At 70.2% G+C, this 22,435-nt stretch carries 20 protein-coding genes; 8 read left to right on the top strand and 12 right to left on the bottom strand.

Features of this window, described 5'->3' with window-relative positions; translation table 11 throughout:
• Nucleotides 1-10 precede the first annotated feature (10 nt).
• The 4 genes from IEZ09_RS46150 to IEZ09_RS46165 form a co-directional block, all read right to left on the bottom strand.
• Nucleotides 11-667, bottom strand: coding sequence for an integrase core domain-containing protein (locus IEZ09_RS46150; protein WP_229812160.1), 657 nt, complete (start codon nucleotides 665-667; stop codon nucleotides 11-13).
• A gap of 71 nt (nucleotides 668-738) precedes the next feature.
• Nucleotides 739-1,125: a hypothetical protein gene (locus tag IEZ09_RS46155; protein WP_229812161.1), complete on the bottom strand. Its 387-nt coding sequence runs from the start codon at nucleotides 1,123-1,125 to the stop codon at nucleotides 739-741.
• A 547-nt stretch (nucleotides 1,126-1,672) separates the two neighbouring features.
• The gene (locus tag IEZ09_RS46160; protein WP_229812162.1) at nucleotides 1,673-2,293 is read right to left on the bottom strand and encodes a hypothetical protein; all 621 of its coding nucleotides are present in this window, start codon (nucleotides 2,291-2,293) and stop codon (nucleotides 1,673-1,675) included.
• On the bottom strand, nucleotides 2,239-2,631 hold the full coding sequence (locus IEZ09_RS46165) for an MFS transporter (protein ID WP_229812163.1): 393 nt from the start codon (nucleotides 2,629-2,631) through the stop codon (nucleotides 2,239-2,241). Before IEZ09_RS46165 ends, IEZ09_RS46160 begins: the two co-directional genes overlap by 55 nt.
• Before the next feature lie 235 nt (nucleotides 2,632-2,866).
• On the opposite strand from IEZ09_RS46165, the gene IEZ09_RS01695 reads away from it, so the two are divergent.
• The 7 genes from IEZ09_RS01695 to IEZ09_RS01725 all read left to right on the top strand — a co-directional run bounded on the left by IEZ09_RS01695 (nucleotide 2,867) and on the right by IEZ09_RS01725 (nucleotide 9,308).
• Nucleotides 2,867-3,562 (top strand): TetR/AcrR family transcriptional regulator, encoded by a 696-nt coding sequence (locus IEZ09_RS01695; protein ID WP_229812164.1) that lies wholly within the window; start codon nucleotides 2,867-2,869, stop codon nucleotides 3,560-3,562.
• A 124-nt stretch (nucleotides 3,563-3,686) separates the two neighbouring features.
• On the top strand, nucleotides 3,687-4,502 hold the full coding sequence (locus IEZ09_RS01700) for an alpha/beta fold hydrolase (protein ID WP_189251702.1): 816 nt from the start codon (nucleotides 3,687-3,689) through the stop codon (nucleotides 4,500-4,502).
• On the top strand, nucleotides 4,502-5,320 hold the full coding sequence (locus IEZ09_RS01705) for an alpha/beta fold hydrolase (protein ID WP_189251703.1): 819 nt from the start codon (nucleotides 4,502-4,504) through the stop codon (nucleotides 5,318-5,320). Before IEZ09_RS01700 ends, IEZ09_RS01705 begins: the two co-directional genes overlap by 1 nt.
• Nucleotides 5,317-6,819, top strand: coding sequence for an FAD-dependent monooxygenase (locus tag IEZ09_RS01710; protein ID WP_189251704.1), 1,503 nt, complete (start codon nucleotides 5,317-5,319; stop codon nucleotides 6,817-6,819). Before IEZ09_RS01705 ends, IEZ09_RS01710 begins: the two co-directional genes overlap by 4 nt.
• A gap of 89 nt (nucleotides 6,820-6,908) precedes the next feature.
• A complete protein-coding gene (locus IEZ09_RS01715) occupies nucleotides 6,909-7,841 on the top strand; it encodes an alpha/beta hydrolase (RefSeq protein ID WP_189251705.1) in 933 nt (310 codons plus the stop codon).
• Between the two features lie 95 nt (nucleotides 7,842-7,936).
• Nucleotides 7,937-8,284, top strand: coding sequence for a DoxX family protein (locus IEZ09_RS01720; RefSeq protein WP_189251706.1), 348 nt, complete (start codon nucleotides 7,937-7,939; stop codon nucleotides 8,282-8,284).
• Between the two features lie 247 nt (nucleotides 8,285-8,531).
• On the top strand, nucleotides 8,532-9,308 hold the full coding sequence (locus IEZ09_RS01725; protein ID WP_189252182.1) for an aminoglycoside phosphotransferase: 777 nt from the start codon (nucleotides 8,532-8,534) through the stop codon (nucleotides 9,306-9,308).
• Here the strand turns inward: IEZ09_RS01725 and IEZ09_RS47650 are convergent.
• The 7 genes from IEZ09_RS47650 to IEZ09_RS01760 all read right to left on the bottom strand — a co-directional run bounded on the left by IEZ09_RS47650 (nucleotide 9,295) and on the right by IEZ09_RS01760 (nucleotide 20,461).
• The gene (locus IEZ09_RS47650) at nucleotides 9,295-9,975 is read right to left on the bottom strand and encodes a TetR/AcrR family transcriptional regulator (protein WP_189251707.1); all 681 of its coding nucleotides are present in this window, start codon (nucleotides 9,973-9,975) and stop codon (nucleotides 9,295-9,297) included. The genes IEZ09_RS01725 and IEZ09_RS47650 overlap by 14 nt on opposite strands.
• Nucleotides 9,972-11,669, bottom strand: a complete 1,698-nt coding sequence (gene atzF, locus IEZ09_RS01735; protein ID WP_189251708.1) for an allophanate hydrolase — start codon at nucleotides 11,667-11,669, stop codon at nucleotides 9,972-9,974. The genes IEZ09_RS47650 and atzF overlap by 4 nt, the downstream gene beginning before the upstream one ends.
• Complete coding sequence (gene uca / locus IEZ09_RS01740; protein ID WP_189251709.1) at nucleotides 11,666-15,265, bottom strand: urea carboxylase; 3,600 nt, start codon at nucleotides 15,263-15,265, stop codon at nucleotides 11,666-11,668. The genes atzF and uca overlap by 4 nt, the downstream gene beginning before the upstream one ends.
• On the bottom strand, nucleotides 15,262-15,873 hold the full coding sequence (locus IEZ09_RS01745) for an urea amidolyase associated protein UAAP2 (RefSeq protein WP_370467626.1): 612 nt from the start codon (nucleotides 15,871-15,873) through the stop codon (nucleotides 15,262-15,264). Before IEZ09_RS01745 ends, uca begins: the two co-directional genes overlap by 4 nt.
• 35 nt (nucleotides 15,874-15,908) lie before the next feature.
• Nucleotides 15,909-16,727: an urea amidolyase associated protein UAAP1 gene (locus IEZ09_RS01750; protein ID WP_189251711.1), complete on the bottom strand. Its 819-nt coding sequence runs from the start codon at nucleotides 16,725-16,727 to the stop codon at nucleotides 15,909-15,911.
• Nucleotides 16,727-18,274: an amino acid permease gene (locus tag IEZ09_RS01755; RefSeq protein ID WP_189251712.1), complete on the bottom strand. Its 1,548-nt coding sequence runs from the start codon at nucleotides 18,272-18,274 to the stop codon at nucleotides 16,727-16,729. The genes IEZ09_RS01750 and IEZ09_RS01755 overlap by 1 nt, the downstream gene beginning before the upstream one ends.
• A gap of 105 nt (nucleotides 18,275-18,379) precedes the next feature.
• Nucleotides 18,380-20,461 carry a 2Fe-2S iron-sulfur cluster-binding protein gene (locus IEZ09_RS01760; protein WP_189251713.1) on the bottom strand — a complete coding sequence of 694 codons (2,082 nt, stop codon included), beginning with the start codon at nucleotides 20,459-20,461 and terminating at the stop codon, nucleotides 18,380-18,382.
• A 97-nt stretch (nucleotides 20,462-20,558) separates the two neighbouring features.
• Between IEZ09_RS01760 and IEZ09_RS01765 the strand changes: the two genes are divergently transcribed.
• The gene (locus IEZ09_RS01765; protein WP_189251714.1) at nucleotides 20,559-21,179 is read left to right on the top strand and encodes a TetR/AcrR family transcriptional regulator; all 621 of its coding nucleotides are present in this window, start codon (nucleotides 20,559-20,561) and stop codon (nucleotides 21,177-21,179) included.
• A gap of 12 nt (nucleotides 21,180-21,191) precedes the next feature.
• On the opposite strand, the gene IEZ09_RS01770 is transcribed toward IEZ09_RS01765, so the two are convergent.
• On the bottom strand, nucleotides 21,192-22,388 hold the full coding sequence (locus IEZ09_RS01770; RefSeq protein WP_189251715.1) for an MFS transporter: 1,197 nt from the start codon (nucleotides 22,386-22,388) through the stop codon (nucleotides 21,192-21,194).
• Between the last annotated feature and the right edge of the window lie 47 nt (nucleotides 22,389-22,435).

Raw genomic sequence — 22,435 nt, forward strand, 5'->3', positions numbered from 1 at the left:
TCCATGCAGGCTAAGCAGCATGGCGATACTCGTGGATGACTCCGCCGAGACGGTCTTGCTGACCTACGGTGAGGCGTTCGATCTGGCCAGGTTCGAGAGGCTGCAGCCGCGCCCTCAGGGGTGCTGCGGTGGCGAGTGATCGGTGGGTCCGATGCTCGTTGTAATGCCGCTCGTACTCGCGCAGCGCGTGCCGTAGGTGGGTCTGACTCCAGATCAGCGTGCGGTCCAGCCGTTCGGTGCGAAGGGTCTTCACCCAGCGTTCAATGATGAAGTTCATGCGGGGCATCCGAACACCGGTCAGCACCGTCGCAATTCCAGCAACGCCGAGGATTTTGGCGATCAACTCTGGGTATTTGGCGTCGCGGTCACGAATGAGGAACCTGATCTGCGCGAGGTATCCGGTGTCGTCCAGGTCCATGAGCAGGTTGCGGATCACCTGGGTAACCCAGGCATGGGTCGGGTGTGCGGTCGTGCCGAGTATTCGTACACGCTGGCCGGCGTGGTGGATGGCGGCGAGAATGTACTGGCGCTGCCCGGTCAGCGTGACCGTCTTGATGAAGTCCATCGCCAGGATCGCCTCAGCCTGCGAACGCAGGAACCCGGCCCAGGTAACGGTTGCCCGACTCGGCGCCGGATCGACGCCCGCCGTCTTGAGGATCTCCCACACCGTGGAGGCGGCGATGTGACACCCAAGAGCGCGACTTCACCGTGGATGCGTCGATAACCCACGAAGGGTTCTCAGTTGCCAGACACAGGACGAGGCAGCGGATCGAAGCGACCGTACGCGGACGGACGTCCAGGTCCTCTGTTCACGCTCGCACGGGCATGACGGCGCTTCATCAGATCGCGATGCCACCTCACCACCATGTCCGGGCTGACCAACAGCCGGAGCTGGCGCAACCTCACGCGAGCCAGGGGCGCGAGTAAAGCGGCGAGCAACACCCTGTCCTCTGGCCGCAATCGTGGGCGCTGATCGCCGAGCCGCCGGCGCAAAACCTCGAGCTGATGACGCAGAGCGAGAATCTCGACGTCCTTGTCCCGATCGGACATGCGCAGCAGCCACAGCGCGGCGAAGGCATGGGAGACGGCGAGGTAGGCGAAGCGGACCAGCACGGCCGCGATCATGCCGGATGACGACCACAAACCATCAACGCCTCCTGACCTGCACGGACGTATTCGTCGGCACGCACAAGGTCGAAAACCGATGCACTTCGCAGCCTAAGACGCGCGTCCCGATCGTAGCTCAAGCGTCTCTTCAGTCGCGCCGATATCCGTACCGGGTGCCGGCGGTCTCGTTGGGCCATGTCGCACAATGGTTTATTCGTGCGCCTTCTACGCGGACATTGCCTCGCGGCGGCGTGGTCCGGCGTACCGGTCTCGCCGTTGTCCTGGGACGCGACGAGAGCCGCCACGGGATTCACCAGAATCCCGTGAGGTAATTCATATTTCGGCCGTCTTTGCCTCACCGCGGTGGCGCCCTGTCCCTCGACCACCGCGGGCGGTTTGCCCTTCCGCGACTTGTGGAGCGTCAGCCATCCGTTCCACCGGGTGGGTTTGGCGAGGCATTCCCGGACGCGGTCCGGGTCTGCGGTCAGTGCGGCGTGCGCCCCGACGGCGCACACGGCTTCCCCTCTGTGACTTCGTGGCGTGTGGTGGTGGAGCCGGGAAATGTTCAGGGTGTGGGAGGCGCCGTCGGTCGGAAGCTGGCCGTCGTGCCGGCGGCGAGGACGGCGACGACCACGCCGAACCCCACGCTGGCCGTCCGCAGGCCGACCAGCTGCACGGCCAGGCCTTCCCCCACGATCGGTGCGGAGATGGCGATGTAGGCGACGACGAAGAAGCTGGATGCGACCTCGGCGCGCCGGTCGGGTGGGCTCGTGGCGGTCAGCAGCGCGAGGGCGGTGCGGAAGGTGGTGCCCTGGCCGAGTCCGGCGAGGGTGGTGGCGACGAGCTGGAGCGGGAGCGACCCGGCCGCGAGGGCTCCTGCGAGCACCAGCGCGCCGAAGGCAAGGGTGGCCGATCCGACCGGTAGGGCGTGCGCGCGCAGCCGGGGGACGAGGACGGTCTGGCCGAAGGTCGACACCGCGAGCAGCCAGCAGACCAGAAGGCCGGCCGGGACGGCGAGCAGGGTGCGCAGGAACAGCGGTGTCACGGCGGTGAACAGGCCCAGCACGGCGAAACTGGCGAAACCGGCGATCGTGGCCTTGGCGAAGGTCGTCCGCATCGCAGCGGGCACCGTCAGGCGTGTGATGCGCAGTTCGCGCGGGCTGCGGGCGGTGACGGGCTCGGGCATCGCCCGGATGCCCACGCCCACCGCGACGACCAGCAGCAGGTGGAGCAGGAGGGCAGGTGCAGCGGGGCGGGTGCGTACTGCGCCAGCAGACCGGACACGAGCGGTCCCGCGCCGAGCCCGCCCATGTTGGCCACCGCCGCGATCAGGGTCGCGCGACCGCGGTCATCGTCGGAGTCCACGAGCGTGGCGGTCGCGGTGCCGGTGAAGATGCCCGCAGACAGCCCGGACAGCAGTCGTGCCGCGATCAGCAGGCCGACGTCGTCCGCGAGGAGGAACAGGACTGTGCTCAGCACGGCGCACGCCAGGCCGGGGAGCAGGGTGCGCCGTCGCCCGATCACGTCCGACGAGCAGGAGCGCGGCCAGGACGCCCACCGCGTAGGCGGCGAAGACCACGGTCGTGGTGAGCGTCGAGAAGCCGATCGCCCGCTGGTAGAGCGGGTACAGCGGAGTGGGCAGCGTGGTGCCGGACATCGTGACGGCGAAGGCCTCCGCGGCGGCCACCGAACGGAAACATTAATGGATACGTTGTTCCCGATATTGTCGGGTACGGCAAGCCCGGACATACTGGGGCGCGTGCCACCATCCCCGAACAGCCGCGGCGCGACCTCGACCGGCCGACGCGCGCCCGGCCGCCCCGCGATGCCCCGCGAGCAGATCGTCGCGGCGGCGCTGGCGATCCTCGATGAAGAAGGCGCTGACGCGTTGTCCCTGCGCGCTCTGGCCCAGCGGCTGGAGTCGAGCACGGCGACGCTGTATCGCCACTTCGACAGCCGCGCCGACCTGCTCGCGCAGGTGGTCGACCGCATCTTCGGCGAGATCGACGTCGACCCGGACAAGGCGGCGACCTGGCAGGACGCGTGCACCGCGCTGGCCACCGCGATGTTCGAGGTGCTGCGCAAGCACCGCAACGCGGCCCCGCTGATCGGCGAGCACGTGCCCGTCGGCCCCAACGCCATGCTGCACCGCGAGCGCGCCCTGGCATTCCTGCTCGCCGCGGGGTTCTCCCCCGCACTGGCGGCACGGGCCTACACGACGCTGGCCCGGCACGTGCTCGGCTTCGCGATGCAGCTGGGCCAGGATGCCGCCGCCCAGCGCCGCGAGGACGCTGACGTGTCCGCCCACCTGCATCGGCTGGACCCGGACCGGTTCCCCGCCACGCTCGCGGTCGCCGACGCGCTCCCGGTGCCCCTGGAGGACGAGTTCGAGTTCGGGTTGCGGCTGATCATCATCGGCCTGGAGGCGGCCCGGACCAGCGAAGCCCGCGACTGACCGGGCGACGTGCCGGCCGGTTCCTTGACCGCGCCGCGCATTACGGATACGGTGTAGCCGAAACACGGTAACGGCGTCACGGAGCGCTTTCGCAGCGACCAATAACGGATACGGAGTAACCGAAATGGAGTTCACGGACGCGACGTCCCAGTTCGTCGAACTGGACGGCATGCGCGTGCACGTCCGGCGAACCGGCACCGGGCCCACGCTCGTGCTGCTGCACGGCAGCGGCTGGTCGCTGCACATCTTCGACGCCGTCACGGACCTGCTCGCCGACCGCTTCCACGTCGTGCGCGTGGACCTGCCCGGCTTCGGTCTCACCGGACCGCGCCCGGACCGCGACTACTCGATCGGCGCGTACGTGTCCTTCCTCGACCGACTGCTCGACACGCCGGAACGGTTCGTGCTTGCCGGACACTCCTTCGGCGGGCAGATCGCCTGGACCTACGCCCTCGCCCACCCGGACCGGCTCAGCGGACTCGTGCTGATGAACGCCACCGGCTACCCGGACAAGGACGTCCCGCTCGCGCTCCGCCTCGCCCGGATCCCGCCGCTGCGCCCGGTCCTGCGCCGCCTCGGCTCCCGCGCCGCGACCGCCCGCAACCTCGCCGGGCTGGTCGGACCGGGTTCGACCGTCGTCGACGACGCGCTGGTCGACCGCGTGCACGCGCTGATGTCCCGGCCAGGCGCACGGGACGCGTTCATCGACTTCGCCAACACCGACCACCCCGACCGCTCGGCCGAGATCGCCACCATCCGGACGCCGACCCTGGTGCTGAGCAGCGAACGCGTGTCGGAACAGCACTTCGGCCGGGACATCCCCGACAGCCACGAGGTCGCGCTGCCCGGAGTCGGACACCTCATGCCCCTCGAAGCACCCGCCGAGGTGAGCCGGGCGATCACCGCCTTCACCGCCGGCCTCTACTGGGAGGAGGCCTGATGCGGTACTTCGTCGCGCGCGGCGAGACCGACCGCCTCGCTCCCGCAACCCGCGCCGGACGGCGTGGCGACTTCGCCGTGCTCTCCGACGGCACTACCCACTACGAACTCGCGGGCCCCGGCGACGGGCCGGTGTTCGTCTTCGTCCCCGGCCTCACGATCCCGCTCGACTTCTGGGACGACGTGACGTCGTTGCTGCACGAACGCGGCCACCGCACGCTGACCTACAGCGCCTACGGGCGCGGGTACTCCGACCGGGTCCGCGGCCGGTACGGGCGTCCGCTGTTCGTCCGGCAACTCGACGACCTGATCCGCCACCTCGGCCTGTCCGACGTCCACGTGGTCGGGTCCTCGATGGGCGCCCTGATCTCCCTTGCCTACGCCGCAAGCCCCGGCTCCCGCGCCGCGTCGCTGACGGTGAGCGGCCCGGCCGGGTTGTCCGCCGAACGCAACCCCATCGCGCTGATGCCAGACTCGCTCACCCCGCTGGCCGGCAAGCACCTGCTGCGCCGCAACCTCCTGGCCCACCTCGACCGCAACGTCGAGTCCACTGTGGACGCCGAGCGGCTGCGAACACTGGTGCTGGACGGTTTCCGGTTCGAGGGCCCGATGTACGCGCTCACCTCCACCCTCAAGCACTTCCCGTTCACCAACCAGGACACGCTCTTCGACACCGCCACCGCCTTCGACCGCGCCGTCGAACTGCTCAAGCCCGTGCGCGCCGAACACATCCCCGACTGCGGGCACATGGCGCCCTTCGAACGCCCACAGCAGTTCGCCGGCCTGCTCACCACTTTCGCAACGGAGCTTCAGACATGACCGACACCACCGACGTGCTCATCGTGGGCGCCGGACCCACCGGCCTCACCCTCGCCTGCGACCTCGCCCGCCGCGGCGTCCCGTTCCGCCTCGTCGACGCCGCCGACGGCGGCTTCCCCGGTTCCCGCGCCAAAGGCGTCCAGCCACGCACGCTGGAGGTCTTCGACGACCTCGGCCTCATCGACGACATCGTGGACCACTCGACCACCTACCCCCTCCTCGGCCTCCACGTCGGCCCGCTCACGCTGCCGTGGCGGATGATGGGCCGTCACAAGGTCACCGAGGACGTGCCCCACCCCGAAACCAGGCTCATCCCCCAGTACGACACCGACGCCTGCCTGCGCCGCCGCCTGGAGCAACTCGGCGGCAAGGTCGAATACGGCACACGCCTGACCTCCCTGGTCGACAAGGGCGACGAGGTCGTCGCGACCGTCACCGGCCAGGACGGCGAGCGGACGATCCGCGCCCGGTTCGTCGTCGGCGCGGACGGCGGCGCGAGCGCCGTACGCGTGCAGGCCGACATCCCCTTCGTCGGCGAGACCGACGAGAGCGACAAGATGATCGTCGCGGACGTCCTGGTGGACGGCCTGGCGCGCAACCGCTGGCACATCTGGCCACGCAACGGCGGCCGGTTCCTCGCGCTGTGCCCGTTGCCCGGTGAGAAGTTCCAGCTCATGCTGCGCCTCAAGCCCGGCGAAACCCCGGACCGCGATCCCGCCGCCATCCGCCGACTGGTCCACGACGCGTCCGGACGAGCCGGCCTGCGGGTCCGGGAGGTCTTCTGGTCCTCGGTCTTCCGGCCCAACGTCAGGCTGGTCGAGCGCTACCGCGCCGGCAACGCGTTCCTCGCCGGCGACGCCGCCCACGTCCACACCCCCGCCGGCGCCCAAGGCCTCAACACCGGCGTCCAGGACGCCTACAACCTCGGCTGGAAACTCGCCCAGGTACTGGCCGGCGCACCGGACGCACTGCTCGACAGCTACGAGGCCGAACGCCGCCCCGTCGCCGCCCGCGTGCTCGGCCTGTCCAGCGACCTCTACCAGAAACTCGGCGACCGCCCCCTCGCCGCCGCCACCCGCGGCGACGAGGAACGCCAACTCAAGCTCAACTACCGCGACAGCCCGCTCACCCACCAGGGCGTCGCCAACGCGCCGGTCCAAGCGGGCGACCGCGCCCCGAACGCGAAGTACCGCGACACCAGCGGACACACCGGCACCCTGTTCGACCGCTTCCGCGGCCCGCACTTCACGTTGCTCGCCGTCGGCGACGCCGCCGTCACCGCCACCACCGCACTCCCCTGGCCCACCACCGGCGCCGAACTGCACGTCGTCAAGATCCCCACCGGAGCCGCACCGAGCCTGACCAAGATCTACGGCCTCACCGGACCCACCCAGATCCTCGTCCGCCCCGACGGCTACATCGCCCACATCGTCACCGCCGACTACACCGCCGCCCTGGCCCGCAGCGCACAAACCCTGGCATCGCCCTCCATCGGCTGACGAGCCGCTCAGATCAACGTCGGTCAAGCCGACGCCGGTGCCGCCATCTGGTGAACCCCCGCGATCACGGAACAGAGCAAGAGGAATCCATGAGCACCTTCCACCCCGAACTCGCGCGGGCCCGCTTCATCCCCCGCATTTCCGCCGGTCCCCGATCAGTGGCCATCATGCGCAGGATCAGGCCGCGTCCGGCCCATCCCGGACCGGACGTGACGGTCAGGGAGCTCGTAGTGCCCGGACCGGCAGGCGCGCCGCCGGTGTCGCTGCGCGTGTTCCAGCCGGCCGGGTTGGCCACACCGGCTCCCGCACTGCTCTGGACACACGGAGGCGGGTTCATCCTCGGCGACCCCGAGCAGGACGACCAGAGGAACATCGCCTTCGTCCGCCAGCTCGGCATCACCGTCGCCGCCGTGCGCTACCGCCTGGCCCCGGACAGTCCCGCACCGGCCGCGGTCGAGGACGCCTACGCCGCGCTGCGCGGCCTGGTCGCCCACGCGGACGAACTGCACATCGACGTCGGACGCATCGCCATCGGCGGAGCCAGCGCCGGCGGGGGAATCACCGCCGCCCTCGCCCTGCTCGCCCACGACCGCGCCGAGATCCGGCCCGTGTTCCAACTGCTCGTCTACCCGATGCTGGACGACCGCACGACGACACGAGCCGACCTCGACACCCGCGACCTGCGCGTGTGGACCGCCAAAAGCAACCGCTACGCCTGGTCGGCCTACCTCGGTCCCGCCGTCGCAGGCCCGGACGTCTCTCCGTACGCCGCCGCGGCCCGCCGCGAGGACCTGTCCGGCCTGCCACCGGCCTGGATCGGCGTCGGGACCCTCGACCTGTTCCACGACGAAGACGTCGACTACGCCCGCCGGCTCAACGACAGTGGCGTTCCCTGCGAACTGCACATCGTTCCCGGCGCCTTTCACCTCTTCGACAAGGTGTTCGACAAGGCCGAAATCTCCCGGGCGTTCTGGCACCGGCAGGTCAAGGCACTGGCCGACGCACTCGCCGGCTCACCGTGAAACCGGCTGTAACCGCACGCCCATCAGCAGCCACCAGGTGACGGACGCCCTCTCCGCTACACCGTTCCCCTCCGCGTGAAATTCCAAGGAAACTCATGACCGTCCTGATCGTCCTGTCCGTCCTCGTGGCGGTCGTCTTCCTCCTCTCCGGCGCGGCCAGCCTGTTCGCGCTCGCGCCCATGCGGGAACGCGCCGCGCATATCGGGTTCTCCGTCGCCGCCTACCGAGGCATCGGTGCACTGCAGATCGCCGGAGCCGCCGGGCTTCTGCTCGGCTTGACCGCACCGGTACTCGGCGCGCTGGCCGGCACCGGCCTGCTCCTCCTGCTCGCCGGCGCCCTCATCGTGCACGCGCGCAACCACGACCGAGGCCGCGAACTCGTCCCAGCGATTGTCTGCGCAGTGCTCGTCGTCGGCTACCTCGTAGCCCTCGGGGGTGAATGAGACGGCTGGGCGGTGAACGCATCGGCATGCCCGACAACTCGCTCACCACATCCCCGGTTCGGGTCATGACCTCTTCGGCTCCTCGCTTGGAGGTTTTCCAAGCGGTACCAAGGAAGTCGCACAGTGCTCGGGTGAGCACCACGGGCGAGAGGAAACCGTGTCCGAACAGCTTGACCACCCACCCGTCCTCCACCGCGACGGCCGAACGGTCGACCTGAGCGAGGCCGATGCACGGTTCCGGCAGTGGATGCACGAAAACCTCAGCCACGCAGCGGACCACTTCGGTCTCACCATCGCCGGGAACGTCCGGCTCGGCTGGCTGGACCGGTCGATCAGCGCACCCGTGCAGGCGTCCGGCCGGTGGCTTTGGCTTCGGGTGGTGTCCGAGGACAGGCAGTGGACCGACGGCGACTTCTGGACGGGCAACCTCGACGCCAACGTGTTCGCCACGCTGTCCAAGCCTCGGGTTCTCGACGTCTACGAGTGGGAGGAATGGCGGCAGCAACGAGCCGAGCTGATGACCCTGGCCCCAGGCTCTCCCTGCTCCCCCACCGAGATCCTGCGCCACGCGATCCGCCTCCCCGACGAGTGGTGGACGGAACTGCGCAGAACGATCGAGGTGATCGCGGCGACCCCTACCGAGCGGGTCAACGCCGATCAGGGTTTGATCAGCGGGAGGATCCAGCAGCACTTCGGCAACTCGGTGAACCCCGTGGTACGCCAATGGGAAACCGTGCACGGCGACCTGCACTGGGCGAACCTGATGGCACCGGACTTCAGCCTGCTGGACTGGGAATCGTGGGGGCGCGGTCCAGCAGGGACAGACGCAGCCACACTGTTCTGCTACAGCCTGCTCGTACCGGAGACCGCGGAACGAGTGCGCGACACCTTCGCCCATGTGCTCGACACCGACGCCGGACAGCTCGCCCAGCTCTACGTCGGTGCCCGGCTGCTGCACCGCATCGGCAAAGGCGACCACCCGGACCTCGCCGCACCGCTGAGGAAGCTGCTCAGAACCCTGTGATTGAGCGCGCCGCACGACGACGATCGGCGGTCGCGGCGCGCGCGGCGGTGATCGTCGGCTCGTCGGCGCCGCACACGCGCAGGCACGCCTCGGCGATGGCGTGGCAGTCGGCGGCGTCCGGCACGCGGGTTCGCCTTTGGTGGATCACTACCTCGACGAGTTGGATCAGCATCTCGCCGCGGCGCGCGCCCGCCGCTGAGGCGGGGTCGTCACCGGCTACGCGGGCGCCCAGGCGGGCGTAGGTTTCCTGGAGTTCTACTCGGTCCTCGCGGAACAGGTCGTACCGTTCCAGCTGTACTTCGGGTAGCAGGTAGAGCATGCCGATGTTGTGCGGTGCTGTTGCGAGTGTGTGGGCGTCGGCCATGGCCAGGGCGTAGAGCGCTGCCGGCGGTGGGAGTTCGGCGTCTTCCAGCGCGCGGGCGGTTTCCAGGCTGGGGCGCACCGAGGTGCGGAGCAGTTCCAGGAGGATGTCGTCCTTGCCCGCGAAGTGGTAGTAGAGGGAGGCCTGCCTGATTCCGACCCGGTCGGCGATGGCGCGGGTCGAGGTTGCGGAGAAGCCCTGGTCCACGAACAGCGCGGCGGCCGCTTCCAGGATCTGGTCGCGTGGCGACAGGCTGCCGCCCTCGTCGGGCGCGTGGCGCGGGCGGCCGGGGCGGGGGCGAGTCACCGCGTCATTGTCTCCTTCGTCCGGGTGGCCGCCAGGTAGGCCCGCCAGCCACCGAACGAGGTGATGTCGTCGGCGCCCTCGAGAGCCCACGGTTCGGCCAGGAAACCTGGGACTGCGGTCCCGTCGGAGAGTTCGACGGTGCCGATGGCCATAGGGGGCGGTACGGCGGCTACGAACGTGCCGAAGCCTGCGGCCGGGAGTCGCCAGAGCTCTCCCTCTACGCAGGCGCCGCCGGAGGACACCCGCATCAGGCCCGGTTTGGGCGGTGTCGTGGCCAAGGCGCGGAGGCGGTACGCCGCGGCGGTCGTCGCCGGGTGGACCAGGCTGCCGCCCGCTTGGACCAGCTGGGAGTTCAACGGTTGGCCGCTGAGGTGCGCGCCGACTACGAAGAGGTCGACCGAGGGTGCGAGCAGGCGGCGGGCCAGGTCGGCCAGGGCTCGGTCGGTGAACGCGGGGCCGGTGAACATCACGCCGAACGGCAGTCCGTCGACGAAGCCGGCGGGCACGGCGAGTGAGGCGAGGTCGAGCAGGTTGGCGAAGTTGGTGAAGCGGCCCAGCCCGCTGTTGACGCCGACGGGGTCGGCGGCCACCTCGTCGAGGGTGGGATGGCAGGTCGTGGTCGGGGTCAGCAGCGCGTCGCAGCCGTCCAGCAGTGCGCGTCCCTGCGCGCCGAGGTGGGCGAGTGTGGCGGTGTCGGTGGCCCACTGCGCAGCTGTCGGTGACGCTCCGGCGAGGATGATCGCGGCCACGGTGGGGTCCAGGCCGGTGCCGATCTGGTCGCGTTGGGCCTCGATGTGGGCGCCGACGGCGGCGTAGCGTTCGGCGACGAAAGCGCCGCCGTACAACATCTTCGCGGCCTCCAGCAGTGGGGTGATGTCGACCTCGACGATCTGCACGCCGGTGGCGGCCAGGCTCGCCGCGGCCGCGGTGAAGGCCTCGCGCCAGCCGGGTGCCAGACCCGCCAGGTGCTCGTCCGCGGGCACGGCGACCCGTGGCCGTGACGGGAGAACCGCGTCCGGGCGGGCCTCGCGGGACAACGGATCTGCGGCGTCGGGGCCGGACATCAGCTCGGCGACCAGCCGCCCCAGGGCGAGGTCGCGGGCGAAAACCGTGACGCAGTCGAGGGAGTAGCAGGCGGGGACGACGCCGGTGACGGGCACGAGGCCCTTTGTCGGCTTGACGCCGACGATGCCGTTGAGCGCCGCGGGGACACGTCCGGAGCCCGCGGTGTCGGTGCCCAGTGCGGCGTCGACGATGCCGAGCGCGACGGCGACGGCGGAGCCCGCGGACGAACCCCCGGAGATCCTGGTGGGATCCCAGGCGTTGCGGACCGCGCCGTACGGGCTTCTGCTGCCCACCAGGCCGGTCGCGAACTGGTCGAGGTTGGTCTTGCCGATCACCACGGCGCCCGCGGCCCGCAGGCGCGCGACCGCCGTGGCGTCCGCGGCCGGCCGGTAGAGGTACGACGGCGCGCCTGCGGTGGTCGGCAGCCCGGCCACGTCGATGTTGTCCTTGACCGCGATCACCCGGCCGGCGAGCGGGAGGTCCTCGCCCGCGGCCACCCGTTCGGCGATGATCTTCGCTTCGGACAGGGCGTCCTCGCGGAAGCGGAGGGTCACCCAGATCTCGTGGCGGCCCTCCGCCTCGATCCGGTCGTAGGCCGCGTCCACGGCGGCGATGGGATCGGGCGTCATGGCAGCACCGCCGCGAGGATCTGACCGGGATCGACCTGGTCACCGGGACTCACGTAGAGCTCCACCAGTCTGCCCGTGACGGGTGTGGTCACGTCGGCCTCCATCTTCATCGCCTCGACCGAGAGGACCGCGTCCCCTTCGGTCACCGGGGAACCTGGTTGCAGTGCGAGTCGCCAGACGGTCGCGGTGAACGGTGCGGTCACGGCGACCGCGCCGGCGGGCAGCGTCACGTCGGGGGCGGTGATCACTTCCGGTTCGTCGTGCCGGTCGAACTCCCCGGCGAGGCGCCAGCGCGCCTTTTCCTCTTCGAAGGCGGCCGTCTGGCGTGCGCGGAAGGCCGCGATGTCGTCGGCGTTGTCGTCGAGGAAACGGAGGTGCTCGGCGATCGAGAACGTGCCGTCGACCGCCTCGAAGTCACCGCGTCCGGCGTCGGTCTCGGCACGCAGTTCGAGCAGCTCCTCCGCTGAGACCGGGTACCACTCGATCCGGTCGAAGAAGCGCAGCGCCCACGGGTGCTCGGCGAACAGCCCGCCGCGGCGGTAGCGGTTCCACACCTGCACCGTGCGGCCGACGAACTGGTACCCGCCAGGCCCTTCCATGCCGTAGATGCACAGGTACGCGCCGCCGATGCCGACGGAGTTCTCGGCCGTCCACGTCCGCGCGGGGTTGTACTTCGTCGTCACGAGCCGGTGCCGGGGGTCGAGCGGGGTCGCCACCGGCGCGCCGAGGTAGACGTCGCCGAGGCCCAGCACCAGGTAGGACGCGTCGAACACGGTCCGGTGGACGTCGTCCACCGACGCCAAACCGTTGATGCGGCGGATGAACTCGATGTTCCACGGTGTCCACGGCGCGTCGGAACGCACTCCGGCCATGTACCGCTCGATCGCCAGCCTGGTGGCGGGGTCGTCCCAGCTGAGCGGCAACCGCACGGTGCGGGACGGCACCACGAGCTCCTGCGTGGCAGGCACTTCGCCTTCCAGTTCCTGGAGCAGCCGCGCCACGTCCGAAGCTTTCAACCGGGCCGGGTCCGTGTGAACCTGCAGCGAGCGGATGCCCGGTGTGACGTCGAGGATGCCGTCCGGGGCATGTGCCGCAAGGGTTTCCTGGAGTGCGTGCACCCGCATGCGCAGGGCGAGGTCGAGGGTCATCGGCCCGTACTCGACGAGCACGTTGCTGTCGCCGTCACGACGATAGGTGACGGACGGGCGGTCCTCGGTCTCCTCCAGGCGGCCCAGCACACCGTCGTCCCCGTCACCGCCCGAACTCACCACATACGGGACCGCTCGCCGGTCGACCGCGGCATCGGTCTCACGCACCCGCACGAAGCGCACGGTGTCGCCGGGACGCAACTGCCCGAGTTTCCACAGATCACCGCTGGCGACCACGGCCGGGCAGACGAACCCGCCCAGCGACGGGCCGTCGGGACCGAGGATGACCGGGGTGTCGCCGGTGAAGTCGATGGCGCCGATGGCGTACGGAGTGTCGTGGATGTTCGACGGGTGCAGCCCGGCTTCCCCACCGTCGGGGCGAGCCCACTCGGGCTTGGGCCCGATCAGCCGGACACCGGTGCGCGCGGAGTTGTGGTGCACCCTGAAGTCGTTGGCGTAGAAGGAATCGAGGTCGGCACGGGTGAAGAACTCCGGTGCCCCGTGCGGTCCTTCGGTGACCGCGATCTGCCAGCTGCCGGTGATCGCGGGACGGCGGTGCGCCGGGGTCGGGCCGCCGATCGTGGTCAGTCCCGGGTTCTCCGCCGCGTCCGGTGAGCGCAGCCGCAGCACGTCGCCCGCCAGCAGCGCGCGGCCGGCGTGGCCGCCGAACCCGCCCAGGGTGAACGTCGCGGCGCTGCCGAGGTAGGCGGGCACGTCGAACCCGCCCCGGACGGCGAGGTAGGTGCGCAGTCCAGGTCCGTCGGCGGTACCGATTCGCAGGGTGCCGCCTGCGGGGACGTCGACCGGCTCCCACTGCGGCACCGGTTCTCCGTCCACATCGGACTCCACAGGTGCGCCGGTGAGGCAGATGACCGACGGAACCGAGAACCGCAGGACCGGCCCGGTCGCGGTGATCTCCAGCCCCGGTGCGGTGGCGGGGTTGCCGACGGCGAGGTTCGCCTCGGTCAGCGAGACCGGGTCGAACGGACCGCTCGGCGGGACACCGACCTGCCAGTACCCGACGCGGCCAGGCAGGTCCTGCACCGTCGTCATCGTCCCCGGCACGAGCACGTCGACGCGGGGATCGGGATCGGTCGTGACGTCGAGGCTGGACGTCGAGTGGACCGCGGCCCGCACGTCGTCGGAGGCGGTGAGTGCGCGCAACAGCCCCAGGTTCGTGACGATGCCGTCGACGCGGGAGCTGTCGAGCGCCTCGCCGAGGAGGTCGAGCGCGGCGTCGCGGTTGGGTCCGGCGGCGATCACCTTGGCCAGCATGGGGTCGTAGTGCGGCGAGACCTCGAGCCCGGTCTCGATCCAGCCGTCGACCCGGACCCCGTCGAGATCTTCCGGAAACACCGCCTGGGTCACCAGGCCCGAGGACGGCAGCGACTCCTTCGCGGGGTCCTCGGCGTAGACGCGGGCTTCGAAGGCGTGCCCGTCCGGGATCCACGGCGAGTCGAAGACGCGGTCGGGCAGGCCGTCCGCGCCGTCTCTGGCCAGCCGCAGCATCAGCTCGACCAGGTCGACGCCGAAGACCATCTCCGTGACGGGGTGCTCGACCTGCAGCCGCGTGTTGACCTCCAGGAACGAGGCCTCCTGGCGGACCGGGTCGTAGATGAACTCGACGGTGCCGGCGCTGCGGTAGCGCACCGACGCCGCCAGCTCCCGCGCCGAGGTGTGCAGCAGCTCGCGGACGTGGCCGGGCAGAGCCGGAGCGGGTGCCTCCTCGACGACCTTCTGGTTGCGGCGCTGCAGCGAGCAGTCCCGGTCGCCGATCACCGCGACCCGGCCGAGCCCGTCGCCGAACAGCTGCACCTCCACGTGCCGGGCCGGGCGCACCAGCCGTTCGAGGAACACCCCCGCGGCGCCGAAGTTCTGCCGTGCCAACGACTCCACCCGCTCGAACGCGTCACGCACCTCGTCGGTGGTGGCACAGGCCTGCATGCCGATGCCACCGCCACCACCGGTCGCCTTGACCATCACGGGCAGCCCGATCCGCTCGGCCGCGGCCACGGCCTCGTCCGCCGACGACAGCAGACCGGTGCCGGCGAGCATCGGCACACCCGCGCCCAGCGCGATCTCGCGCGCGGTGTGCTTCTCACCGAACGCGGCGATCTGCTCGGAAGTCGGGCCGACGAACCGCAGGCCCGCTTCCTCCACGGCACGGGCGAAAGCGACGCTTTCGGACAGGAACCCGTAGCCGGGGTGGATCAGCCCGGCGCCGCTGTCGAAAGCCGCCTCGATGATCGCGTCGGCCCGCAGGTAGGAGTCGCGGGCGGGAGCGGGACCGAGCCGAACGGCGATGTCGGCCTCCCGGACGTGCGGGGCGGCGCGGTCGGCGTCGGAGTGGACCGCGACCGTCTTCATGCCCAGGGCGTGCGCACCGCGGATGATCCGGCGCGCGATCTCGCCCCGGTTGGCGACCAGGACCACGTCGAACGACGTCATGGCCTCACCACGATCATGCGCAGCGGCGTCGGGTTGAAGTCGTTGCAGGGGTTGTTCATCTGGGGGCAGTTCGAGACCAGCACCAGGACGTCCGTCTCGGCCCGCACCGCGACCCGCTTGCCGGGCGCGGACATCCCGTCGACGATGCCGAGCGCGCCGTCCGCCTCGACCGGGACGTTCATGAACCAGTTGAGGTTCGAGACCAGATCGCGCAGGCCGAGTCCGTGCTTCGCCCCCTCGGACAGGAAGTTCTCCCGGCACCCGTGGTGGAACATCACGTGGTGGCCGTACCGCAGCGTGTTGGACTCCTTGGAGCACGCGCCGCCGATGGTGTCCTGCCGGTCGATCTCGTTGCCGACCACGGTCATCAGCGGGTTGCCGAGGTTGCTGCGCAGCACCGTGCCCGTGCGGACGTAGGCGTTTCCCTGCCAGGCCAACGTGTCGGGGACGCTGTAGCGCTCCTCGGTGTCGGCGGCGTTGTAGATCAGGCAGTCGCCCGACTGGTTGCCGCCGACGTCCACGATGGTCAGCACGTCGCCCGCCCGCACCACCGCGGACCAGGAGGCGTTGGGAGCGACCCGGTCGTCGAGCACGACCTCGCCCGGCACGAGCGGCTCCGACCAGTCGAAAGACAGTGTGCTGGTCACAGTCCCCGCGCCTCCGCGTAGTCGATGGTGTTGAGGTAGGCCCGATGCGCTTCGGGCGTGGCTTGGAAACGGTCGTCGTCCGGCCCGGTGGGCGCGGTGCGCCAGGCGTGCACGCGCAGCGGTCCGGCCACGTAGTCCGGGCGCGGGTCCAGCGGGTGCGGCACGTTGGCCACCAGGATCAGCAACGGCAGTTCGGCCAGCAGTTCGACCGACGTGCCCTCTCCCGCCGATCCCCGCCACTCGAAGGCTCCGTCGGCGTCGACCCTGATTCCTTGGAAGAACGACACACTGGGCGGGAGGTCGCGCGGCGAGAGTCCGTGTTTGGCCGCGGCCTTGACGAACAACGAACGACCTGCCGGGGACGGCCCCTCCGGCCTGGCATCGCCGTACTTCCGCTGGTTCCACATCTCGGTGCTGGTGCCGCAGAACGCGTCGTGATGTCCGGACGTGTCCTCCACGATCGTCGCGAGCACGCGGCCGTCACCCGACAGCAACGGGTGCCCGGCACCGAGGTAGGCCTGCCAGGGGATCTTCACCGTGTCGGCGACGTTGAGCCGCTCCACCGGTTCCAGCGCGTTGTAGACGATCACGTGTGCGCAGGCGTCACCGGTGGGGTCGTCGAACCGGATCCGGGTGCCCCTGGCGAGGATCTTGTGCGTGTATCCGCCGGGGGCAACGGTTTCCGCCCACGTGAGCGCCTCCACACCGGCGGGCCGGTACGGGCTCGACGACGCGGGCAGGTAAGGCATCCACTCGCTGGTCTGACCTCCCCGTGCGCGGGCGTCGTCCCTGGCGTTGAGCACGGTGTCGGTCATCACGCCTCCGCCGTGTGGGTGTGCGGGACGTGGCGCAGCTCGATCCGGCCGTGCACCCGGTGTTTGAAGAGGAGGTACGCGGCACCGCCCGCGAGGCTGAGGGCGATCACGAGCAACGCGCTCCAGCGCAGCCACCAGGTCTCACCGGTGAGGTCGTAGATCTCCGGCCGCGGCCACAACAGGTTGACCGCCATGCCGATCTGGTAGACGACGGCGAGCGCGTTCAGCGGGATTCCCCACTTGCCGAGGCTGAACTGCTGCTTGCCGTGCTCGTCGACACCGGTCGGCCAGCCGCCGGTCCCGCGGTGCCGGAGCCGGGTGATCAGCAGCGGCAACGTCACGCCGAGGTACGCGAGGTAGAGCATCGCGATGCACAGGCTCGACAACGCGGTGAAGAGCGCGGACTGACCGATGTTGACCACGAGTGCGATCGCGGCACCGACACCCACGACGATCGAGGCGCCGATCGGGGTGCCGGTGCGCGGGGACACCTTGGCCAGCTGCCGGTGGAACGGGAAGGCCCTGTCCCTGGCCATCGAGTAGATCATCCGCGCCCCCGCGGTCTGGATGGCGAGCGTGCACGCGAACACCGCGACAGCGACGCAGCACAGCAGCAACCGGCCCAGTACGCCGCCCAGCCGTTCGGTGAGCACCCAGGAAAGCCCTGCGGTGGCGAGGTTTCCGTCGGTGAGGCTCGGCGCGGCCATCAACGCGCCGAGGATGAGCAAGGCGCCACCGATCGCGGACGCGATGAGCGCGTGCAGGATCGTGCGCGGCGTGGTTCGTCTCGGCGAGTGCGTTTCCTCGGCCAGTTCACCGGCGGAGTCGAACCCCACCATCACGTACGCGGCCATCAGCGCCGAGGCCAGGAACGCCGGGAGATAGCTGCCGTCCCCGGTCCAGCCGTCGTGCGTGAACACGACCTGAGGACCGCGTTCGGGAAGGACGAACAGAGCCAGGACGAGCACGATCACCGCGACGATCTCGACCGTGACCCCGATGCTCGTGGCCGACGCCATGTGCCGCACTCCAGCGATGTTCACGGCGGTCGTGATCGCGAGGAGGATCACGCCGAGCAGCACCGCGTTCTGCGCACCGGTCGCCGAGGCCACCGAGGAGTCCGCGCCGGGCCCTCCGACGATCTGGAAACCGGACCAGATGCTCGGCAGGACGACCTGGATCGCGATCGCGGCCGCGGCGACGGTGAGGACCTGCCCGATGATCATGATCCAGCCGGCGAACCAGCCCGCCGTCGTGCCCGCCAGACGACTCGACCACTGGAAGATCGCACCGGAGACCGGCCACCGCGCCGCGAGCTCCGCGAAGCACAGCGCGACCAGCAGCTGCCCCGCGAACACCAGTGGCCAGGCCCAGAAGAACGAGGCACCGCCGAGCCCGAAGCCCAGCCCGAAGAGCTGGAACACCGTGGTCAGGATCGAGACGAACGAGAAGCCTGCCGCGAAGGACGCGAACGAACCCACGCCCCTGCGCAGCTCCTGGGCGTAGCCGGCTCCAGCGGAACCGGTGTCACTGAGAGAGGTGCTCATGGGTCCTCCCGGAGCCGGACGGAATATCTGTCGAGCGACAGGTATGACTGTCTGGCTCCGGCATTGCGCGGACCGGTGACGCCTCGTAAATTCCCCGTAAACCACTCAGCCGGCGATGTCCACCGTGACCTCGGACAGCGGGCAGCCCACGCACGTGAGCACGTAGCCGTCGGCCTTCTCCTGCGGTGTCAGGCAGTTCGGCCCGTTCATCGCGACCTCCCCGCCGCGGAGCCGCACCCGGCAGTCCCCGCAGTTGCCGACCGTGCACGAGTACGGCATCGGCAGTCCCGCCGCGAGCCCGGCGTCGAGCAGCGTCTGGCCGGGCTCCACCACCGTGGAGCCGACCGCGTGCGCGCCGTCCTCGACGATCATTCGCTGCGGCGCGGTGGTCGTGCCGGTCGTGTCCGCTCCGCTGGTGTACCGCTCCACGTGCACGCGGTCGTCCGGCACACCGAGCTCGGTCAGGACACCGTGGGCGGTGTCCATCAGTCCTTGTGGGCCACACAGGTAGTAGTGGGTGTCTTCGGACGGATTGAGTTCGGTGAGCCAGCTGTGCACACCCGCGGCATCGAGCCGTCCGCGTTGCCGTGTCAGGACGTGCGTGATGGTCAGCCGCTCCGGGTTCTCCTGCTGCAAACGGCGGAGTTCGTCGCCGAAGATGACGTCCTCCTCGCTGTGGTTGCTGTAGAGCAACGAGATCCGGCTGCTCTTCGGCAGTGTCCGGATGATGCTCATCATCGGGGTGACTCCGCTGCCCGCGGCGATGAGGACGATCTCGTGGGCAGCCCCTGGGTCGGCGTGGAACGCGCCGGACGGGCCGCGTACGGACAACCGGTCTCCCGCGCGGAGGTTCCGGTGGACGTGAGTCGAGAACCGGCCTCCGTCGACCTGTTTGATCGTGACCTCCAGCCGCGGCAGCCCCGGCGCGGACGACGCGGAGTAGGCGCGCCGCACCGGCCGGCCGTCGATGTCCGCGAGCAGGGTGAAGAACTGGCCGGGCCGGAAGTCGAAGGCACCTGGGCGGCCGGTGTCCTCCAGCACGAGCGTGACCGCGCTGGGTGTCTCCCGGCGCACCTCGGCGATCCGCACCTCGCGCCAGGGCTCGGTTGTGGACCGCCGCAGCCGTGCGTTGATCTCGACGTCCTCGTAGCCCTCGTTGCGCAGTCCGGACCGGTAGGCGAGGTTCATCGCCGCTCGCAGCACCCGGCCGATCCCCGGGATGCCGGCCACGAGCTTGAGAACGCGGGCGAACAGGCCCTTCTCGGCCAGGTTCGCGGCGAGGTGGTTCCCGGCCAGTGCGAGCAGATCCGGCACGGGGCCGGGAGGCGCGGTCCACAGCCGCGACCGCGTCACGGCGTCGCAGGCGGTCAGCTCCGCGTGGTCGACCTCGATGAGCAGGGCCGCGTGCGGGGACGTGCCACGCAACGCCATCGTCTCCAGCAATCCGGGATCGTCGGTGATCGAGCCACGGCCGCTGACGTGCAGCACGCCGGTCCGGCCGGGAACGAGTGCGGCGAACGACAGCCGGTCGTCCTGCACGACGTTGCGGAGGCTGTCGGCGCGCTTGTTGCCCTTGCGGTCCGCGATGACGAGCGTCCGGCCGTCCAGAATCCTCGCCACGGGCCGGTCCCCGCGTGGGCTGGTGTCGCTGCCACCCGCGTTGTCCCAAGTGGACAGAGCGAGGAACGGAGCGGCGGCCAGGAACTCGGCGACGCCGGGAGCGCACAGCGGCCCTTCGCCCCGGATCTCCGGCACCGGCCCGGCGGGTGCGGGTGGCTGCCACAGGCGCGAGCGGATGACCGCCTGTGCGCAGTGCACGTACGCCTCGTCGACGTCGACGAACGTCTCGGCGCCTTTCCTCTTGGCGACGGAACCGTTGACGCGCAACGTCTCACCGACGCCCGGCAGGAGGAAGACGAACGACACCGGGCCGTGCGCCTCGCCGTCGGGGAGCGTGAACGAGATCCGCGTGGGAGTGTGCACGCGCACGAAACCCGGTGTGCCGCCGATGAACGTCGTGCGGCTCACGCCCTCGGCATCACGGTGGCCGAAGCCAGCGAGCGGGGAGTGCGCCAGCACGGTCCGGCAGCCCTCGTCGAGAGCGCCGACCTGCTTCAGCATGATCATCGACGGGGGCCGCCCCAGGATCGCCTCGATCTCGTCCACCGTCGTCACGCGATGAGGCATTCGCGACTCCTCCTCTGTTTGCGCGGCTAGGAGTACTATTCTGAGCAATAGCTCAGGTATTGACTACTCGCTTTTGCCGCCATCGAGGAGGGTGTGGATGCCGTCGTCGGATCGACGCTTGGAGCCACGTCGCAAGCCCCGTCAGGTGCGCGCCGAGCTCACGCGCGAGCGCATCCTCACCGCGGCTGCTCACGTTTTCGCCGAGCACGGCTACGCCGCCGGCACCACCAATCGCATCGCCGAGCGCGCCCGCATCTCCATCGGCTCGCTGTACCAGTACTTCCCGAACAAGGACGCGATCCTCGCCGAGCTGCTGGTTCAGCACATCGACCGAGGCGCCTGGACCGGGGCCGCCGATCTCGACCTCTCCCCCGGGACGCTGGAGGCGACGGTCCGGGCGCTCGTGCGCGACGCGATCGACAACCACCGCGACGATCCCCGGCTGCTGCGGGTGATGATCGAGGAGGCTCCGGTCTCCCGGGAGCTGCGCGACACCGTGGAGCGGCACGGAAAACTGCGCACGGCCCAGGTGCGGGACGTCATCGTCCGGCATCCCGACGTCCACGTGGGCGACCCCGCCGTCGCCGCGGAGCTCGTCCTGCTCACCGTGGAGATCAACACGCACAAGTTCATGGCCGCACCGCGCACGACGCCCGTCGAGACGTTCGAGAACGAGCTGGTCGCCATGGTGACCCGTTACCTGCGCGGGGACCAGTAGACGGGCCAGGCATCAGGCGATGCGGAGGAACCGGACGCCGAGGGCCACGAGCACGGCGACGACCCCCACCGCGAGCAGGGCTGCGGACAGGCCACCGAGGGCGCCGGCGAGAGCCAGCACGGCGAGCGGGCAGGCGAACTGGCCGATGAACACGGCCGAGGTCCAGATTCCCGTTGCCCTGCCACGTTGTTCGAAGGTCAGGGATCCCAGCGCCCAGGTGAGCAGCGCGGGGAGCATCAGGCCGTTGCCCAGTCCGGCGATCACGGCGCTGACGGCGGCGACCGGCACGGTGCCGGCGAGTGCGAGGCCGAGAATTCCGAGCCCACAAAGGACGAAAGCGACCGGGACGGTGATCGTCGGACCGAAGCGGGCGACGCGGGCATACACGGCGGCGGCGATCGCGGTGGCGGCCGAACCGATGGCGCTCACCGCGCCGATGGTGGCCGTGGACGTGACGCCGATGCGATCGAGCACATAGGACAGTTCGACGATCAGGACGTAGAACACGAGCCCGCCGACGAGGCTGACGCCGACCGGGACCAGCAGCGTCCGCCACGGCAGCGCGGGCAGCTTCGCCCGCGGCGCGGCAGGCGGCTGCCAGAGGTGGCGGGCGGCCAGGAACGCGAGCGGCAGGCTGACGGCGTAGAGCCAGAACGGAGTGCGCCACCCGTTCGCGCCGAGCAGTCCTCCCACGGCGAAGAACACGGTCGCCGCGACGGTGGTGTACACGACCTGGAGCCCGAAGTAGCGCTGTCGCCGGGGGCCGTGGAAGTAGTCGGCGAGCAGGGTCGTGCAGCAGGTCATGATCGCGGCTTCGGTGACGCCGACCAGCACGCGGCTGGCGACGATGAGCTGCAGGGAGTCGAGCCACAGCGGTGCGGTGCCGACGACGGCGTAGACGACCAGGGCGCCGACGAGCAGCCGCTTCCGTCCGAGGCGGTCGATGATGCGGCCGGCCAGGGGCGCGGTGAGGCCGATGACCAGGGCGGGCACGGTCAGCACGATCGGCGTGAGGGTGGCGACGCCGGGCGTGTCGGCGAAAGCGTTCTGGATGGCGGGGAGAACAGGTGCGAGCAGCACCGCGCCGAGCACCGACAGGCAGCTGGACAGCAGGAGCACCACGGCTTGGGCGGTACCGGCGGGCCTGCCGGTGGCCGGGTTCTGGGCAGACGCGGCGACGGGGTGCGCGGAAAGCGTGTGGTCCGACACGGGCATCTCCGGGGGGTAGGCGCCGGTCCTCGATGACCTGCGTCACG

This window comes from Lentzea flava, assembly GCF_014648475.1.
Classification (GTDB): Bacteria; Actinomycetota; Actinomycetes; order Mycobacteriales; family Pseudonocardiaceae; genus Lentzea; species Lentzea flava.

Excerpts from the sequence above, each read along its gene's own strand:
- IEZ09_RS01765 (WP_189251714.1), top strand. The coding sequence starts at position 20,559 with ATGCCGTCGTCGGATCGACGCTTGGAGCCACGTCGCAAGCCCCGTCAG.
- IEZ09_RS46155 (WP_229812161.1), bottom strand. The coding sequence starts at position 1,125 with ATGATCGCGGCCGTGCTGGTCCGCTTCGCCTACCTCGCCGTCTCCCAT.
- uca (WP_189251709.1), bottom strand. The coding sequence starts at position 15,265 with ATGACGTCGTTCGACGTGGTCCTGGTCGCCAACCGGGGCGAGATCGCG.
- IEZ09_RS01720 (WP_189251706.1), top strand. The coding sequence starts at position 7,937 with ATGACCGTCCTGATCGTCCTGTCCGTCCTCGTGGCGGTCGTCTTCCTC.
- IEZ09_RS01700 (WP_189251702.1), top strand. The coding sequence starts at position 3,687 with ATGGAGTTCACGGACGCGACGTCCCAGTTCGTCGAACTGGACGGCATG.
- atzF (WP_189251708.1), bottom strand. The coding sequence starts at position 11,669 with ATGACGCCCGATCCCATCGCCGCCGTGGACGCGGCCTACGACCGGATC.
- IEZ09_RS01705 (WP_189251703.1), top strand. The coding sequence starts at position 4,502 with ATGCGGTACTTCGTCGCGCGCGGCGAGACCGACCGCCTCGCTCCCGCA.
- IEZ09_RS01760 (WP_189251713.1), bottom strand. The coding sequence starts at position 20,461 with ATGCCTCATCGCGTGACGACGGTGGACGAGATCGAGGCGATCCTGGGG.
- IEZ09_RS46160 (WP_229812162.1), bottom strand. The coding sequence starts at position 2,293 with ATGCCCGAGCCCGTCACCGCCCGCAGCCCGCGCGAACTGCGCATCACA.
- IEZ09_RS01710 (WP_189251704.1), top strand. The coding sequence starts at position 5,317 with ATGACCGACACCACCGACGTGCTCATCGTGGGCGCCGGACCCACCGGC.
- IEZ09_RS01750 (WP_189251711.1), bottom strand. The coding sequence starts at position 16,727 with ATGACCGACACCGTGCTCAACGCCAGGGACGACGCCCGCGCACGGGGA.
- IEZ09_RS01715 (WP_189251705.1), top strand. The coding sequence starts at position 6,909 with ATGAGCACCTTCCACCCCGAACTCGCGCGGGCCCGCTTCATCCCCCGC.
- IEZ09_RS01755 (WP_189251712.1), bottom strand. The coding sequence starts at position 18,274 with ATGAGCACCTCTCTCAGTGACACCGGTTCCGCTGGAGCCGGCTACGCC.
- IEZ09_RS01725 (WP_189252182.1), top strand. The coding sequence starts at position 8,532 with ATGCACGAAAACCTCAGCCACGCAGCGGACCACTTCGGTCTCACCATC.